Below are 16,730 nucleotides of genomic sequence, written 5' to 3' on the forward strand. Positions count from 1 at the left end.
GCGCTTACTGCGCCGCGCTCCCACCCGGCGGCAGCTGGTAGCTCCAGGTCTCGCTGAGTGTCTTGTTGCCGCTCGCCAGCGCAGCGCGCAGCTCGACCGCCTGGGCTGGGTCTTTCACCCGCATCCGCAGCGTGACGCGCCAGCCATTGATGGCCGGGTTGCGCTCGACCGCGCTGCTGACCAGATCGGCATTGGCACTGACGCTGACCTGCGCGTTCACCACCGCGTCGGGCGGCAGGCCGGCCAGCACCGGGCCTTCGAAATCGACGTGGAATGCGGTGGTGCCGTCGGGCTGGCGGATCAGGTTGGACTGCAGCAGCTCGCCGGTGGTGTGAAAGGTCTGCCGCACCCAGGCCAGGTTCTTGTCCATCAGCGCGGGCTCGTCCATCGTCCAGTGCATGCGGTAGTCGTACTGCAGCGCTTCGCCGGCCTGCGGCTGCACCTCGGGCGTCCAGAACGCCACGATGTTGTCGTTGGTCTCGTCCGCGGTCGGAATCTCCACCAGCTGAACCTTGCCGCGGCCCCAGTCGCCCTGCGGTTCGATCCAAGCACTGGGACGCAGGTCGTAGCGATCCTTGATGTCCTCGAAGCGCGAGAACTCGCGGCCGCGCTGCAGCAGGCCGAAGCCCTTGGGGTTGTTCACCATGAAGCTGCTCACCGTGAGATTGCGCGGATCGTTCAGCGGGCGCCACAGTCGCTCACCGCTGCCGGTATGAATGGCCAGGCCGTTCGAGTCGTGAATGGCCGGCCGGTAGTTGCGCTTGTCGGACTGCTGGTTGGGGCCGAACAGGAACATGCTGGTCAACGGGGCCACGCCCAGCGTGCCGACCGTGCCGCGCATGAAGAGCCGCGCCTTGACATCGAGCACCGCGTCGGCGCCGGGGCGCAGGGTGAACTGGTAGGCGCCGGTGACGCGGGGGGAATCCATCAACGCATAGATCACCAGCTGCTGATCCTGCGCCGACGGCCGCTGGATCCAGAACTCGCGAAAGTTCGGAAACTCCTCCGCGGTGGGTTGGCTCTTGTCGACGCTCGGCAGCGCCGTGTCGATCGCCACGCCGCGGCCCGAGAGGCCATAGGTCTGGCCCTTGCCGATCACCCTGAAATAGCTGGCGCCGAGGAAGCTCATGATCTCGTCTTCCTTGCCCTCGCGGTTGATCGGGTAGAGCACGCGAAAGCCCGCATAGCCGAGCTTGCTGGTCTGGTTCTTGTCGAACGCGAGGTTGCCGAAATCGAAGCGCTGCGGGTCGTAGCCGATCTCGCGCACATTGCCGTCGACGATCTGGTGGATCGCCACCGGTGCATTGAACTGCATGCCCTGATGGTAGAAGTTCAGCTTGAACGGCGTGGGCTGGTCGCGCCACTCGAAACGCTGCGGCAGCGGCTGGATCTTCTGGTAGTCGGCAAACTGCATCTGGCTGAAGACGGGGGGCAGGTTGCTGACCGGCGCAACGTAGGGAGCGGACATCAGCACCCGGGCGCGGCCCACCACATCTTCGAGCGAGAACGCATGGGCCTGAGCGGCACAGAGCAGCAGGGAGGCGGCCGCGAAGCACCGGAATGCGGGCAGCATTCCGGTGCGCGCGACGCGCTTGGCGGCAGTAGGAACCACGAAACTTCTCCTATAGAACAAACCCCAATGTATCAACCGGGCGAGCGATTCGGGAGCCACGGGGCCAGAGCGCGGCGATGGCTGACAGTAGACTGCGCTTTTCTGCGACACCATCAGCATCTTTGCGCCGCGAAAGACCGTCGGACACTCGCAAGGCCTGAACCAATCATCGAATGAAATCACTGTACCTGCTGGGTCTGGTCGCCGCGCTGGTTTGCCAGCCCGCGGCGGCCCAGACCACCCCCCCGCCGCTGAGCGACAAGCCGGCCTTCATCTCCGACCTGATCTCGCGCATGACGCTCGACGAGAAGATCGGGCAACTGCGGTTGATCAGCATCGGGCCGGAGATGCCGATCGCACAACTGGCCGATGAAATCGCGGCTGGCCGCGTGGGCGGTACCTTCAATTCGGTGAACCGCCCGCACAACCGACAGTTGCAGGACGCGGCGACCAAGCGCAGCCGGATGAAGATCCCGATGTTCTTCGCTTTCGATGTGATCCACGGCCATCGCACCACCTTCCCGATCGGCCTGGGGCTGGCGTCGAGCTGGGACATGGAAACCGTGACGACGATGGCGCGCACGGCGGCCAAGGAGACGAGCGCCGATGGGGCCGACATGACCTTCGCGCCGATGGTCGACATCTCGCGCGATCCGCGCTGGGGCCGCACCTCCGAGGGTTTCGGCGAAGACCCGCACCTTGTGTCGGAGATCGCCCGGGCGGCCGTCAAGGGCTTCCAGGGCAGCCTGCCGATCGGGCCCAACAACATCATGGCCGCCGTGAAGCACTTTGCGCTGTATGGCGCCGTCGAGGGCGGCCGCGACTACAACACGGTCGACATGAGCCCGATGCGCATGTACCAGGACTACCTGCCGCCCTACCGCGCCGCCATCGACGCGGGCGCGGGTGGCGTGATGGTCGCGCTGAACTCGATCAACGGCGTGCCGGCCACCTCCAACACCTGGCTGATGCAGGACTTGCTGCGCAAGGACTGGGGCTTCAAGGGCGTCACGGTCAGCGACCACGGCGCCATCGTCGAGTTGATCCGCCACGGCGTGGCCAAGGATGAGCGCGAGGCTGCCAAGCTCGCCATCAAGACCGGCATCGACATGAGCATGGCCGACTCGGTCTACCAGAAGGAATTGCCGGGCCTGGTTAAGTCGGGCGAGGTCAGCGAAAAGGAGATCGACAACGCGGTGCGCGAAGTGCTCGGCGCCAAGTACGACATGGGACTGTTCCAGAACCCCTATGTGCGCATCGGCGTCGCCGCGGACGATCCGCCCGACCTCAAGGCCGACAGCCGCCTGAGCCGCCCCGCCGCGCGCGACGTGGCGCGCAAGTCGATGGTGCTGCTGGAGAACCGCAAGAAGACGTTGCCGATTTCGAAGTCCGCCACGGTCGCGCTGGTGGGGCCGCTGGCCGACGCGCCGATCGACATGCTGGGCAGCTGGTCGGCCGCCGGTGATTCGAAGGCCCAGGTCACGTTGCGCGCCGGGCTGAACGCGGTCGTGGGCAAACAGGGGCGCCTGCTCTATGCACGCGGCGCCAATGTCACGGGCGACGAAGAGATCGTCAAGTACCTCAACTTCCTGAACTGGGACTCGCCGGAGGTGACGCAGGACAAACGCAAGCCGGCCGCGATGATCGCGGAGGCCGTCAAGGCAGCGCGCCGGGCCGATGTGGTGGTGGCCGCTGTGGGCGAGACGCGCGGCATGTCGCACGAATCGTCGAGCCGCACCAGCCTCGACCTGCCCGCAAGCCAGCGCGCCCTGATCACGGCGCTCAAGGCCACCGGCAAGCCGCTGGTGCTGGTGCTGATGAACGGCCGGCCCCTCGCGCTGCAGCGCGAGCAGAAGGAAGCCGACGCGATCCTCGAGACCTGGTACACCGGCATCGAGGGCGGCAACGCGATCGCCGACGTGCTGTTCGGCGACTACAACCCGTCGGGCAAGCTGCCCATCAGCTTCCCGCGCTCGGTGGGGCAGATCCCCACCTACTACAACCACGCCCGGCTCGGCCGTCCCTACACACCAGGCAAGCCGGGCAACTACACCTCGCAGTATTTCGAGGAGCCCAACGGCGCGCTCTACCCGTTCGGCTATGGCCTGAGCTACACCGACTTCAGCCTGTCGGACGTGACGCTCTCGAGCGCGACGCTGCCCCGCAACGGCAAGCTCGAGGCCAGCGTGACGGTGCGTAACACCGGCGCGCGCGATGGCGAGACGGTGGTGCAGCTCTACATCCGCGATGTCGCTGCATCGGTGGTGCGCCCGGTCAAGGAGCTCAAGGACTTCCGCAAGATGATGCTCAAGGCCGGCGAGGAAAAAGTCGTGCGCTTCACCATCGACGAGGAGAAGCTGAAGTTCTTCAATGCCCAGTTGCGCCATGTGGCCGAGGCCGGCCAGTTCGAGGTGCAGATCGGGCTGGACTCCGAGAAAGTGAAGCAGAAGAGCTTCGAGCTGCAATAGCCATGGCACTCCCGGCCGGGCTGTTCGAAGGCGGCGACGGCCGCCCGCGTTGCAGCTGGTGTGCCGCCACGCCGGCCTACCAGCACTACCACGACCATGAATGGGGTTTTCCGGTGACGGACGACCGGCGCCTGTTCGAAAAGCTGTGCCTCGAAGGCTTCCAGGCCGGACTGAGCTGGCTCACCATCCTTAACAAGCGCGAGGCATTCCGCAGCGCTTTTGCACAGTTCGATGCCGAGAAGATGGCCGGCTTCGGCGAGGCCGATGTGGCGCGCCTGCTGGCCGACGCCGGCATCGTGCGGCATCGCGGCAAGATCGAATCGGCACTCAACAACGCGCGGCGCGTGCTCGAACTGCGCGAGGCTCATGGTTCGCTGGCCGCCTATGCCTGGCGCTTCGAGCCCGACCCGGCGTCGCGCCCGAGGCACCTGACCCTGCCGCAGCTCAAGGCCATGACCACCTCGCCGGAATCGGTGGCGCTGTCAAAGGATCTGAAGAAGCGCGGCTGGGGATTCGTGGGGCCGACCACGATGTATGCGTTCATGCAGGCGATGGGCCTGGTCAACGATCACCTCGAGGGTTGCCATGCGCGCGGGCCGGCGCTGGCGGCGCGCGCAACGCTGGTGGTGCCGCGCTAGTCAACCTGAACCGCGGTACTTACCACACACGCCACCACGGGCGGGGGCGCCGTGCCAGCGGCAGCTTAAGCGTCACCAGCGGCGCAGCCAGCGTGCTGCTGCCTCCGAAACGGCGCCGCATCTCGGCCTCGTGCTCCCGCGCGTGGTCGCTGGCGTTGCGCGCGCCGTACAGGGACTGCCTGCGCCATTGCTGGGCACGCCTTACCAATTCGCGGTCGGACAGTTTTGCTGGCTCGGTCATGCAGCCATTCTGGTGCCGCATGCCCGAGGCACATGTGAACTGGTGCCCACTTTGTCGATTGAATCCACCCGACACCAATCGCCGCGCCGAGTCGTGAATTAATTGCTAGGCCGCCTGGGCCAGCGGAATCACCTGCATGCCCCGGTAGACCTCGGCCTCGCCATGCTTCGCGAGCAACTGCATCAGGTGCTTGCGGATCAGCATGCCGGGCTTGTCGGACTCCATCGAGTATTCGACGCCACGGCGGCGCGTGTCGACCAATGCGTCCGGGTCGGTCGATTCGAGGATGTCCTTGTCCTCGCGCGTGATCTCTTCATCGAAGTCGATCAGCATCTGCGCCGCGCATTGTTCTTCGGTGTCGTTGCGGAACAGCCATTGGCACAGCTGCATGCGCGTGTCGTCGATCGGCGTGAAACAGTTGATGATGATGTGGCGAATGCCGCTCGGGTACTCGATGTCGAGCCGGCGCGAGAACGGCAGGAAGTAGGCGTTGCGCATGTGGCGCGTGGTGATCGGGTCTGCCACGCCGCTGATGGCGTGGAATTTGACGGGGTTGACCGCTTCGATCACGGTCTCGGCGCAGAAGCCCGATTCGTTTTCGACCAGGTTGTACTTGCTCGGCTTCGGGCTCGCGGCCACGCCGAAGGTCGCGCGGTGCACGAAGCTGAAGTGCGAGTTGTCGAACGAGTTCTCGAGCGCACGCATCGGGCTGGTCTGCCACTCTTCGTAGAACTGGTGGATGGTGCGCCAACCGGGGGCGTCGAACTCGGGCACCGCCGGAATATCGGCAACCGGGTCTTCCAGCGCCACCCACGCATAGCCGTAGCGCGCGGTGCAGTGGTAGGCCGTGGTCTTGTAGTCGGGCGGAATCTTGCGGTCGGCCTCGTATTGCGGGATGCGGATCACCTGGCCGCTGCGGTCGTAGGTCCAGCCGTGGTAGCCGCACTGGATGACACCCTGCCCGCAGGCCTTGCCTTCGCTGTCGAGACACCAGCCTTTAGAGAGCTTCGCGGTGCGATGGCAGCAGCGGTCGCGCAAGGCGGCGGGTTGGCCGTCGGCATCGAGGAAGAGAACGATGTCTTCGCCGAGCAGCCGGAACGGCCTGGGGCCGTTCGCCAGCGCGGTGAGTGGCATCACGGCGTGCCAGAATTTGCGGAAGACGGGTTGTCTGGTGACGAGCATGCGGGGACTCCTTTGGGTGCGTGGGGTACGAACTTCAAAGAGCAATTTCCGACCGCGAGGGCTGAACGCTTCTACTCTGCGCAACATGCCATGCAAATTGCGCGCCCGATTGTGGCGCAATCCGCGTCGACGTTCGCCTCCACCGGCGGCGAGGTGCGGCTGGATCGCCTGGCCGGCGTCTACTGGTCGCGCCAGACCGTCTCGGCTCGCCGGCCCTGAAGCGGCGCTGGCACGCCTCGTGCATCACGGGCGGCAAGAGTAGAAGCGTTCAGCAGCGCACGCACCATCGATGTGCGCCGCCCGGAAATTGCTCTTGAAGCGCCCCTCTTTCTGCTCCGTGCGGGGGGATTCAAGACCAGAGATTTCCAAGATGCCTCCTATGCAACGCCGTTCCTTTCTTGTTGTCGCCAGCAGCGCCGCAGCCGCGGCCGCCGCCCCCTCCGTGTTCGCCCAGAGCGGCAAGCTCATGCCGCTGAAGTTCACGCTCGACTTCCGCATCAACGGCCAGACCGCGCCCTTCTTCCTGGCCCACAGCAAGGGCTACTACAAGGACGAAGGGCTCGACGTCACGATCGACACCGGCGCCGGCTCCGTCGCCTCCATCACCCGCATCGCCAGTGGCGTCTACCAGTTGGGGCTGGGCGACATCAGTTCGCTGGTGGAGTTCAACGCACAGAACCCGGGCACGCCCGTGGTGCAGGCGGTGTACCAGTACTACAACCGCGCGCCCTTCGTGATCATCGGCCGCAAGGATCGCGGCGTGACCGGGGACTTCAGGAGCCTGCAGGGCAAGAAGGTCGCGGCCGCCGCGGTGGAGTCGACGCGCCGCGCCTGGCCCATGGTGGCGCGCAAGCTGGGCATGAAGCCCGACGCCTTCACCTGGCAGACCACGGACTTCAGCGCGCGCGATAACGTCATGGTGCGCGGCGACGTCGATGCCGCCACCTACTTTCACGACTCGGCCATCTCGCTGTTCGCACGCATGAAGGCCGAAGATCTGTCATTGCTCAAGTACGCCGATGCGGGCGTCAACCTCTACGGCAACGCGATCCTCGCCAGCAGCAACCTGGTCGCGCAGAACCCGAAGGCCGTGGCTGCCTTCCTGCGCGCCACCAACCGCGCGATCGTCGAGACCTTTGCCAACCCCGGTCCGTCGATCGCGGCCATGCGCCAGCGCGAGCCGATCCTCGACGAGAAGATCGAGCTGGATCGCTGGAACGTCACGGCCCAGTACGTCGGCGCGGCCGACACGCGCGACCATGGGCTCGGCGACATCCGCAAGCTCACGCTCGAACAGCAGGTCGATGAGGTGGTCGACGTGTTCGGGCTCAAGGTCAAGCCCTCGGCCGACGCCATCTTCAACACCTCGATGCTGCCGCCGCGCAGCGAACGCATGATCATCAAAGCATGAATCCACGGAACACCACCGCCCTCACCGAAGAAGCCACACTCGACGAGCGCGACGGCCGCTACCTGCGCAAGGCCATCGGCTGGTCGCATGCGGCCGCACGCCGCGGCAATCGCCCGTTCGGCGCCGTGATCGTCTCGGCCGCCAACGAGATCATCTGCGAGGCCTACAACAGCACCGCCGAAAGCGGCGACTGCACCGCCCATGCCGAAATCAACGCGGTGCGCGCGCTGGCCGGCAAGGGCCTCTCGCGCGACGCGCTGGCCGGCGCCACGATTTACGCATCGGGCGAGCCCTGCGTGATGTGCGCCGGCGCGATCTTCTGGTCGAACATCGGCCGCGTGGTGTTCGGCATCGATGCCGAGCGGTTGCGCGTGTTCCGCGGCGAGCGGCAGGATCAGCGCGACGCCGAACTGTCGTGCCGCGACGTGTTTCGCGCCTCGCCCCACGCCATCGAATGCATCGGGCCGGCCTTGATCGACGAGGCCAGCGCGGCGCACGTGGGCGCCTGGAAGGCCTGAGCATCGCGTGAGGTCGTGCTGCGTTGCAGCACGAAAAACCAACCTTTAGGTGGGCGGCCAGCCGCGCCTCCCGCTGGTTGAATGCCTCCACCGCCGAACACAGGCGGAGGAGACACAGATGATCGAACTGCAGGGCCGCAAGGCCCTTGTCACCGGTGCGGCGCAGGGCCTCGGCCTCGCGATCGCCCGGTTGTTTGTCGAGCGCGGCGCGCAGGTGATGCTGGCCGACATCGACGAGGCCGGCGCCGCCAAGGCCGCCGCCGAACTGGGCCCGCAGGCGCGCTCCGTGCGCTGCGACGTGACCAAGGCCGCCGACTGGGCGCGCACGGTCGAGGCCACCACTGCCGCCTTCGGCGGCTACGACACGCTGATCAACAACGCCGGCATTGAGATCGTCAAGCCGCTGTTCGACCAGACCGAAGAAGAGGTCAGCCGGCTCATGAACATCAACGTGATGGGCGTGTTCCTCGGCATGAAGCACTCGCTCGGTGCGCTCGTCGCGTCGGGCAAGGGCTCAGTGGTCAACATCTCGTCGCTGGCGGGCACCAATGGCGTACCGCTGTTCGGCTCCTACGCGGCGTCGAAGTCGGCGGTGATCCAGCTCACGCGCACCGCCGCGGCCGAGTTGCGCCCCGCGGGCATCCGCGTGAACGCAGTGTGCCCGGGCTTCGTGGGCACCGCGATGGTGGATCGGTTGATTCCCACGGTCGAAGCCATCGTCGGCGTGCCGTTCAGTGCGCTGGTCGCGGTCAAGCAGCTGCGCCTGGGCACCCCGCAAGAGGTGGCCGAGATGACCGCCTTCCTCGCCTCCGACGCCGCCAGCTGGACGACCGGCTCCCACTACATCCTGGACGGCGGCCTGTCTGCCGGATTGCTATGAGCAAGCAGCTTCTTCAAGACAAGATCGCCATCGTCACCGGCGCCGGCCGCGGCCTCGGCGAAGCGGTAGCGCGGGCCTACGCGGCCGAGGGCGCGAAGGTCATCGTGTCGGACATCGATGCCGCTGCGGCGCAGAAGGTGGCGGCATCGCTGCCCGGCGCGACCGCCGTGGCCTGCGACGTGCGCGTGCCGGCGCAGGTCGAGGCGCTGGTGGCGGCAGCAGTCAAGCAGCACGGCCGGCTCGACATCATGGTGCCCAACGCGGGCGTGGCGCGCGTCGCCCCGCTGGCGAGCACCAGCTACGAAGAATGGCGCGAGGTCACCTCGGTCAACCTCGACGGCGTGTTCCTCTGCATCCGCTACGCCGCACCGGTGATGGTGGCGGCCGGCAGCGGCAACATCATCACGATGGCCTCGGTCACGGCCAAGGCGGCCTGCGCGCTGATCGGCAGCTACGCTGCGGCCAAGGCCGGCGTGGTGTCGCTCACGCAGACGGCCGCCATCGAACTGCGCGCGCACAACATTCGCGTCAACGCGATCCTGCCGGGCTTCATCGGCACCGAACTGGTCAACGCGCACAAGCACGAGTTCGAGCAACAACTGGGCATCCCCGACTTCGACGCTGTCGTTGCACAGCGCCAGGGCCGTTACGGCACGCCCGAAGAGGTGGCGCACCTGGCCGTGTTCCTGGCCTCGGAGCGCTCCAGCTTCTCCAACGGCAGCGGCTTCGTCCTCGATGGCGGCGTCAGCTCGTCCCTTCTTTGAATCTGTCACACATCAGGAGCAATCGATGAGCAAGAATGACAAAAAACCCGTGATCGTCTACGGCGCCAGCGGCTACACCGGCCGGCTGGTGTGCGAGTACCTGCGCGAGTACGGCATCCCCTTCATCGCGGCGGGTCGCAGCAAGGACAAACTCGAGGCGGCGATGAAGTCCAACGTCGCCGGCATCGAGACCGCCGTCCACGAAGTCGTCGAGGTGGCGCACACCACCGAGGCGCTGACAGCGCTGTTCCGCGGCGCCTCGGTGGTGCTGAACACCGTCGGCCCATTCGCGAAGTTCGGCCCCGAGGTGGTCGAGGCCTGTCTGGCCGCGAAGTGCCACTACACAGATACCACTGGCGAGCAGGACTGGCTCATCACGCTCGAAGAGCAGTACGGCACGAAGTTCGCGGCCGCGGGCCTGCTGCTGTCGCCGGGCCTCGCGCACATGTACACCACCGGCGAGATCGCCGCGCAACTGTGCCTCGAGACGCCGGGCCTCGACACGCTGGACATCGCCGTGTTCTGGGGCGGCAGCCCGACCATCGCCTCGACCCAGACGATCCTGGTCAACGCCGCGACCTCCAAGGCCTTTCACCTGCAGCAGAACCGGCTGGTCGAGTGGCAGCCCGACGCGGGCCTCTACAGCCTCGCGATCCCCGGACAGCACGAGATGGCACTGGCGCTGCCGTGGGGCGGCACCTCGCACCCCGTGTGGTTCCGCAAAGACCCACGCGTGGCAAACGTCAAGGTGCTGGGTGGCGTGTTCAACAAGCCGCTGATGCAGGGCGTGCCGCTGATCGTGGCGGCCGCGCTCAAGGCCACCGAGGGCATGAACGACGAAGACCGCTACGCCGCGCTGGCGCAAACCGCGGCCGGCGTGATGAACAGCATGCCGCCGCGCGAGAACCCGCGCCTCAACAAGTCGGTCGATTCGGTGCACGCATCCGGCCCGCTCGGGCGGGCGCACTGCACCATCTTCGGCAACTGCAACTACAAGCAGACCGGCCTGCTGCAAGCTTACGCCGCGCATGCGTTGCTGCAGCAACCACCGAAGCGCGTGGGCTTCGCCTCCGGCTGCCAGGCCTTCGGCCACCACGAGCTGCTGGGCCAGTTGCGCAGCTTCGGCCTGGTAGCAAAGCCCGAGCTGATCGTTCACGATTGAGGCGGGCCAGCACGCATGACACAGCTTCCCCCGCCGCTGCGCGACCTGGTCGATATCGAGGCGATCGAGACACTGCCCATCGCCAGCCGCCTCGCACAGCCGGCATCGAGCTACGCCGCGCTGCTGCGGCAGGCCGCGGCCACGCCGGGCGCGCCCGCGCTGACCTTCGTGCCCACAGGCGACCCGGCCGATGGCGAAACACGCTTCGACTACTCCGCGCTGGCCACCCGCGTGACCCAGGCCGCGAACGCCTTCGAGAGCCTGGGCGTGGGCCGGCGCGACGTGGTGTCGTACCTGCTGCCCAATCTGCCCGAGACGCACTTCACGCTCTGGGGCGCCGAAGCCGCGGGTATCGTGAACCCGGTCAACCCGTTTCTCGAAGTCGATCACATGGTCGGCATCCTCAATGCGGCCCGCACCGCGGTGATCGTGGCGCATGGCCGGCAGGAACAACCCGGCATCTGGGAGAAGGTCGAGGTGCTGCGCGGCCGCGTGCCCAGCCTGCGCGCCGTGGTGCGGGTGGGCGGCAGCGGGCCCTGCCCGCCCTGGGCGCTGGACTTCGAAGCACTGCTCGCGGGCCAGCCCGGCGATGCACTGGTCGGCGCCCCGCCACCGCAACCCGAGGATGTGGCCTCGTACTTCCACACCGGCGGCACCACGGGCACGCCCAAGTTGGCGCGCCGCACGCATTTCAACGAGGCCGCCAACGCCTGGGCCGTCTCCACCGCCGTCGCGATGGGCCCGGCCGACACGCTGCTCTGCGGCCTGCCGTTGTTCCATTCGAACGCGATGATGGTCACCGGCCTCGCACCCTTCAGCGTGGGTGCCCACGTGGTGTTGCTGTCGACCGCCGGCTACCGCGACCCGCGCACCTTTGCCGCGTTTTGGCGCTCGGTGCAGCGCTACCGCGCCACCTTGTTCAGTTCGGTGCCGACCGTGCTGTCGGCACTGCTCAACGTGCCGCGCGAAGGCGTCGACCTGCACTCGCTACGCTTCGCCATCTGCGGCGCGGCGCCGCTTTCTCCCGAGCTATTCCAGCGCTTCGAAACCGCCACCGGCCTCAAGCTGCTCGAGGGCTACGGCATGACCGAGGCCACCTGCGTGAGCTCACTAAATCCGCGCGACGGCCAGCGTGCCATTGGCTCGATCGGCCTGCGCCTGCCCTACCAGGAGATGAAGGTGGCGCACCTTGGTTCCGATGGCGAGGTACAGCGCGAGGCCGCGGCCGACGAGATCGGCACGATTCTTCTGCGCGGGCCCTATGTTTTCTCGGGCTACGTCAAGGACAGCGACAACCGCGGCGTCTGCCTGGCCGACGGCTGGCTCAACACCGGCGACCTCGGTCGGCAGGACGCAGAGGGCTACTTCTGGCTCACCGGCCGGGCCAAGGATCTGATCATCCGCGGCGGCCACAACATCGATCCCGCCATGATCGAGGAGAGCCTGATGCGGCACCCGGCGGTCGAGCTCGCGGCTGCAGTCGGCAAGCCCGACGGCCACGCTGGCGAACTGCCGATGGCCTACGTCACCTTGAGACGCGATATCGACTGCAGCGCCGCCGAGCTGTTGGCCCATGCCCGCGCCACCATCACCGAGCGCGCGGCCGTACCGGTCGACGTCGTGGTGCTCGACACGATGCCGCTCACGGCGGTCAACAAGATCTACAAGCCGAAGCTGCGCGAGCTGGCGATCGCGAAGGCGCTGGCAGAGACACTGACGAAGGCGTGCGGCCCGGTCGACGTGACGGTCGACGTGGTGCCCCATGCCAGACATGGCCTCGAAGCGCACATCGTCGCAACAGAACCCGCCGCCACCGAACGCGAGGCGCTGATGAAAAATGCCGAATCCGAACTCGGCCGATTGCCGGTACGCTGGATCATCGAATGGAGACGAACAGCATGAGCCGGAAGGTGTGTGTCGCCGGCGTCGGCATGGTGCCTTTCGCCAAGCCCAGCGCCAGCCTGCCGTACAACCAGCTCGGCAGCACCGCCACCCGCGCGGCGCTGGCCGATGCCGGTGTGGACTACGGCCTCGTCGAACAGGCCTATGTGGGCTATGTGTACGGCGACTCGACCTGCGGCCAGGCGGCGCTCTACGGCGTGGGCCTGAGCGGCATCCCGGTGGTCAACGTCAACAACAACTGTGCCACGGGTTCGACCGCCCTCTTCCTCGCGCGCCAGACGATCGCGAGCGGCGCGGCCGAGTGCGTGCTCGCGCTGGGCTTCGAGCAGATGCAGCGCGGCGCGCTCGGCGCCCAGTTCACCGACCGCCCGAACCCGCTCGAGCGCTTCCAGGCCACGATGGAAGGCCTGCAAGGCGAGGCGCCCGAAGCGCCGGTCGCCGCCCAATACTTCGGCGGGGCGGCGCGCTGGCACATCCGGCAGTACGGTACCCGGCCCGACACCTTCGGTCGCATCGCCGTCAAGGCGCGCAGCCATGCGGGCCGCAACCCGCTTGCCGTGTTCCGCGAACCCCTCACGCTCGACGAAGTGATGGCCTCACCAACCGTGTTCGACCCGATGACGCGGCTGCAGTGCTGCCCGCCCACTTGCGGCGCCGCAGCCGCCATCCTGTGCAGCGAAGCCTTCGCAAAGAAGCGCGGGCTCGACGGCCACATCACCATCGCGGCGCAGAGCATGACCACCGACCGTGCCGACAGCTTCGATTCTGGCGACATGCGCCGCCTGATCGGCTTCGAGATGACCCGCAACGCGGCGCAGCGCGTCTACGCGCAGGCCGGCGTCGGTCCGGAAGATATCGACGTGATCGAACTGCACGACTGCTTCACCGCCAACGAGTTGCTGAGCTACGAGGCGCTCGGCCTCGTGCCCGAAGGTGGCGGCGAGCAGATGGTGCTGGACGGCGACAACACCTATGGTGGGCGCTGGGTGGTCAACCCCTCGGGTGGCCTGCTGTCCAAGGGCCATCCGCTCGGCGCAACCGGCCTCGCGCAATGCGCCGAACTGGTGTGGCAGTTGCGTGGCACCGCCGAGGCCCGCCAGGTCGACGGCGCGCGGCTCGCGCTGCAACACAACCTGGGGTTGGGCGGCGCGTGCGTGGTCACGCTCTATCAGGCAAACTGAGGCGCAGAAGACCACGGAGACACGCATGGCGCAGCAGCAGCAACAACGGCAGCAGGCACGCGGCACCGGCTCGGCCGAGGCGTCGGCCGCGGTGCTGGTCGAGGCCAAGCTCGCGCCGCCACAGCTTTCGCTGAGCCTGCTGGCGCGCTCGCAATTGTCGGCGCTGCTGCACGCGGGCCTCACCAAGCGCCTGCTCAGCGTGATGGCACCGGCCGGCTATGGCAAAACCACGGCGCTGGCACAGCTCGTCGCACAGGTGGAGCCGCACGGCATCACCACCGCATGGCTCAGCCTCGACACCGAGGACAACGACCCGCTGCGATTCATGCGCTACCTGGCCGCAGCGCTGCACCATGCCGACGCACGGCTCGGCCGCAATGCGCTGGCGCAGGCCGATGGCGGCAACATGGCCTCGCTCGATGCACTGGTAGCTTCGCTGCTGCACGACCTGATAGGTCACGACCGGCGGCTGCTGCTGGTGCTGGACGATTTCCATCTCGTGCAGCACGAAGGCGTGCACCGCAAGCTCGAATGGCTGGTAGCACACCTGCCGCCGACGATCGGCCTCGTGATCGCGAGCCGCACGCGACTGCCGCTGTCGGTGAGCCAGCTGCGTTTGCGCGGGGAACTGCTCGAGCTCGATGCCGCGCACTTCGGGCTCGACCTCGACGAGGCCGCCGACTTCGTCGGGCGCGTGAGCGGTGCGCCGCTGGATCGCGCTCAGGTCGAGACGCTGCACGACCTGACCGAAGGCTGGATCGCCGGCCTGCAGCTCGCGTCCCTCGCACTGCGCGAGAGCGGCGACCGCAGCGCCTTCCTGGCGGACTTCTCGGGCACCGACCGCGACATCACCGACTACCTTGGCGAACAGGTGCTCGACAGCCTGCGACCCGACCTGCGCGCGTTCCTGCTCGGCACGGCCGGGCTCGAGCGCTTTTGCGCCGAACTCTGTGACGAGGTTCTGGATCGCAGCGATAGCCGCGCGATGCTGGCGGAAGTGCAGAGCCGCAACCTGTTCCTCTCGGGCCTCGACCGCTCGCGCACCTGGTTTCGCTACCACCACCTGTTCGCAGACTACCTGCGCGGCCGTGCGCGCGAGCTGCCGGGCGATGCGGTGCGCGCGATCCATCTGCGCGCGAGCGACTGGTTCCACCGGCACCGACTGCCGCATGAGGCCGTGCGTCATGCATTCGAGGCCCACGACCTCGAACGCGCGGCCGATCTCGTAGCCTCGTTCTCGGGCGAACTGGTGCAGCACCGCGGCGAGCATGCGACCCTGCTCGGATGGCTCACGCGGCTGCCGCAGGCCCTGGTGCATGCACGACCCAAGATCCGCACCGGGCACGCCTGGTCGCTGGTGCTCACGCGGCGCTACTCCGAAGCCGAGCAGGAATTGCGCGCGCTCGAAACCGCCTGCGCCGAGAGCGGCGACGACACGCTGCGCTGCGTGGTGGAGATGATTCGCTGCGTGTATTGGGCCCACACCGGCGAGCCCCTGCTGGCCAAGGCGCGTAGCGAACTCTGGCTCAAGAGCTGGCCGCAGGCCGACGCGTTTTTGACCGGCGTGGTAGCAAACGTGCTCGCCAGCGGTTGCTGTGCGTCCGAGGCGTTCGAGCAGGGCCTCCAGGCGCTGGCCATCGCACGGCGCGCGTTCGAAGAATGCCAGGCCGACTACGGGCTGGCCTGGGCCAGCGCGCTGGCGATGATGATCGCGATGCGCCGCGGCGACCAACACGAGGCGATGGCCCAGGCGAAGCTCGGCATTGCGACCGTCGAGCGCAGCCTGGGAGTGGCCTCGTACGCCGGCTCGATGCTCACGCTGCTGGCCGCCGAGGTCTGCTACGAGCGCAACGACCTCGCGCAAGCCCAGCGCTTCGTCGACCAGGGCCTGCCCTTCATCGACGAACACGGCCTGGTCGAGATGACCACGGCCGGCTACCTTACGCGGGGCCGCCTGCTGCGCCTGCGCGGCGAAGCAGCGGCAGCCGATGCCTGCCTGCTCGAAGGCGAATCGCTGGGTCACCGGCTCAAGCTGCCGCGCCTGGCGAGGATCCTGGCGGCCGAGCGCTGCACGCTGCGGCTGCAGTCCGGCGCGCCGGACGACGCGCTGAAGCTGGCGCAGTCCTACGGCTTTGTGGGCCACGGGGCGGGCAGCCCGGCCGCCGCCGAACTGGTCGAAGAAGACAGCGTGTGCCTGCTGAGCCTGCGGCTGCGGCTGTCGGCGCACAACGCCGGTGCAGGCGTGCTTGGCGCCCTCAACGACGCGCTGCGGCGCGCCCAGCGCGACGGCCACCAGGCCCACCTGGCGCGGCTGCTGGTGCTCAAGGCGCTGCACCAGCACCGCGCGCTCGATCGCGCGCAGGCGCTGCGCACCCTGGACGAAGCCCTGGCGCTGGCCGCGCGCTGCGGCCTGCTGCGCAGCCTGCTCGACGGCGACGCCTTGCTGCTCGACATGGCCGAGGCGATCCATGCAAGCCGCGGCGAGTTGCAGCCGGAGGGCCATCTGCAACAGCTTTTGCAGGCGGCCGGCCGCAGTGCGCAGCCGGCACTGCGCGTGACGGCGGGGCGCGGCGGCGCAGAAGACCTGACCGAGCGCGAACTGAAGATCCTCCGCCTTCTGAAAGCCGGTCTCGGCAACCGCGAGCTTGCGCAGAGCCTGTTCCTGTCGGAAGCGACGGTGAAATGGCACCTTCACAACATCTTCGCCAAGCTCGGCGTGAAGAACCGCACCAGCGCGCTGGCGCGTGCACAGGACATTTCCATTCTTTAGG

14 protein-coding genes are annotated in these 16,730 nt (G+C 67.5%); 11 read left to right on the forward strand and 3 right to left on the reverse strand.

Annotated elements, in window-relative coordinates:
- Positions 1–4: 4 nt before the first annotated feature.
- Complete coding sequence (locus tag ACSFA8_RS10460) at positions 5–1,573, reverse strand: glucan biosynthesis protein G (protein ID WP_435479753.1); 1,569 nt, start codon at positions 1,571–1,573, stop codon at positions 5–7.
- 212 nt (positions 1,574–1,785) lie between these two features.
- On the opposite strand from ACSFA8_RS10460, the gene bglX reads away from it, so the two are divergent.
- Positions 1,786–4,080: a beta-glucosidase BglX gene (gene bglX, locus ACSFA8_RS10465; protein ID WP_435479447.1), complete on the forward strand. Its 2,295-nt coding sequence runs from the start codon at positions 1,786–1,788 to the stop codon at positions 4,078–4,080.
- Between the two features lie 2 nt (positions 4,081–4,082).
- The gene (locus ACSFA8_RS10470; RefSeq protein ID WP_435479448.1) at positions 4,083–4,718 is read left to right on the forward strand and encodes a DNA-3-methyladenine glycosylase I; all 636 of its coding nucleotides are present in this window, start codon (positions 4,083–4,085) and stop codon (positions 4,716–4,718) included.
- A 19-nt stretch (positions 4,719–4,737) separates the two neighbouring features.
- Here ACSFA8_RS10470 and ACSFA8_RS10475 read toward each other — a convergent pair whose 3' ends face one another.
- Together ACSFA8_RS10475 and ACSFA8_RS10480 are read right to left on the reverse strand one after the other, a co-directional pair.
- The gene (locus tag ACSFA8_RS10475) at positions 4,738–4,959 is read right to left on the reverse strand and encodes a hypothetical protein (protein ID WP_435479449.1); all 222 of its coding nucleotides are present in this window, start codon (positions 4,957–4,959) and stop codon (positions 4,738–4,740) included.
- A gap of 105 nt (positions 4,960–5,064) precedes the next feature.
- Complete coding sequence (locus ACSFA8_RS10480) at positions 5,065–6,141, reverse strand: aromatic ring-hydroxylating dioxygenase subunit alpha (protein WP_435479450.1); 1,077 nt, start codon at positions 6,139–6,141, stop codon at positions 5,065–5,067.
- Positions 6,142–6,231: 90 nt separating this feature from the next.
- On the opposite strand from ACSFA8_RS10480, the gene ACSFA8_RS10485 reads away from it, so the two are divergent.
- The 9 genes from ACSFA8_RS10485 to ACSFA8_RS10525 all read left to right on the forward strand — a co-directional run bounded on the left by ACSFA8_RS10485 (position 6,232) and on the right by ACSFA8_RS10525 (position 16,729).
- Positions 6,232–6,360 (forward strand): hypothetical protein, encoded by a 129-nt coding sequence (locus ACSFA8_RS10485; protein ID WP_435479451.1) that lies wholly within the window; start codon positions 6,232–6,234, stop codon positions 6,358–6,360.
- A gap of 160 nt (positions 6,361–6,520) precedes the next feature.
- Positions 6,521–7,552, forward strand: a complete 1,032-nt coding sequence (locus tag ACSFA8_RS10490) for an ABC transporter substrate-binding protein (protein WP_435479452.1) — start codon at positions 6,521–6,523, stop codon at positions 7,550–7,552.
- Entirely contained in the window at positions 7,549–8,070 is a 522-nt protein-coding gene (locus ACSFA8_RS10495; protein WP_435479453.1) for a nucleoside deaminase, read from the forward strand. The genes ACSFA8_RS10490 and ACSFA8_RS10495 overlap by 4 nt, the downstream gene beginning before the upstream one ends.
- 118 nt (positions 8,071–8,188) lie before the next feature.
- Positions 8,189–8,950: an SDR family NAD(P)-dependent oxidoreductase gene (locus ACSFA8_RS10500; RefSeq protein ID WP_435479454.1), complete on the forward strand. Its 762-nt coding sequence runs from the start codon at positions 8,189–8,191 to the stop codon at positions 8,948–8,950.
- Entirely contained in the window at positions 8,947–9,714 is a 768-nt protein-coding gene (locus ACSFA8_RS10505) for an SDR family NAD(P)-dependent oxidoreductase (protein WP_435479455.1), read from the forward strand. The genes ACSFA8_RS10500 and ACSFA8_RS10505 overlap by 4 nt, the downstream gene beginning before the upstream one ends.
- Before the next feature lie 25 nt (positions 9,715–9,739).
- On the forward strand, positions 9,740–10,876 hold the full coding sequence (locus tag ACSFA8_RS10510; RefSeq protein WP_435479456.1) for a DUF5938 domain-containing protein: 1,137 nt from the start codon (positions 9,740–9,742) through the stop codon (positions 10,874–10,876).
- Between the two features lie 15 nt (positions 10,877–10,891).
- On the forward strand, positions 10,892–12,778 hold the full coding sequence (locus ACSFA8_RS10515; protein ID WP_435479457.1) for an acyl-CoA synthetase: 1,887 nt from the start codon (positions 10,892–10,894) through the stop codon (positions 12,776–12,778).
- Positions 12,775–13,959 carry a lipid-transfer protein gene (locus ACSFA8_RS10520; protein WP_435479458.1) on the forward strand — a complete coding sequence of 395 codons (1,185 nt, stop codon included), beginning with the start codon at positions 12,775–12,777 and terminating at the stop codon, positions 13,957–13,959. Before ACSFA8_RS10515 ends, ACSFA8_RS10520 begins: the two co-directional genes overlap by 4 nt.
- A gap of 25 nt (positions 13,960–13,984) precedes the next feature.
- Positions 13,985–16,729 (forward strand): winged helix-turn-helix domain-containing protein, encoded by a 2,745-nt coding sequence (locus ACSFA8_RS10525; protein ID WP_435479459.1) that lies wholly within the window; start codon positions 13,985–13,987, stop codon positions 16,727–16,729.
- Position 16,730 lies beyond the last annotated feature (1 nt).

Source organism: Variovorax nitratireducens (genome assembly GCF_051216545.1).
Classification (GTDB): domain Bacteria; phylum Pseudomonadota; class Gammaproteobacteria; order Burkholderiales; family Burkholderiaceae_C; genus Variovorax.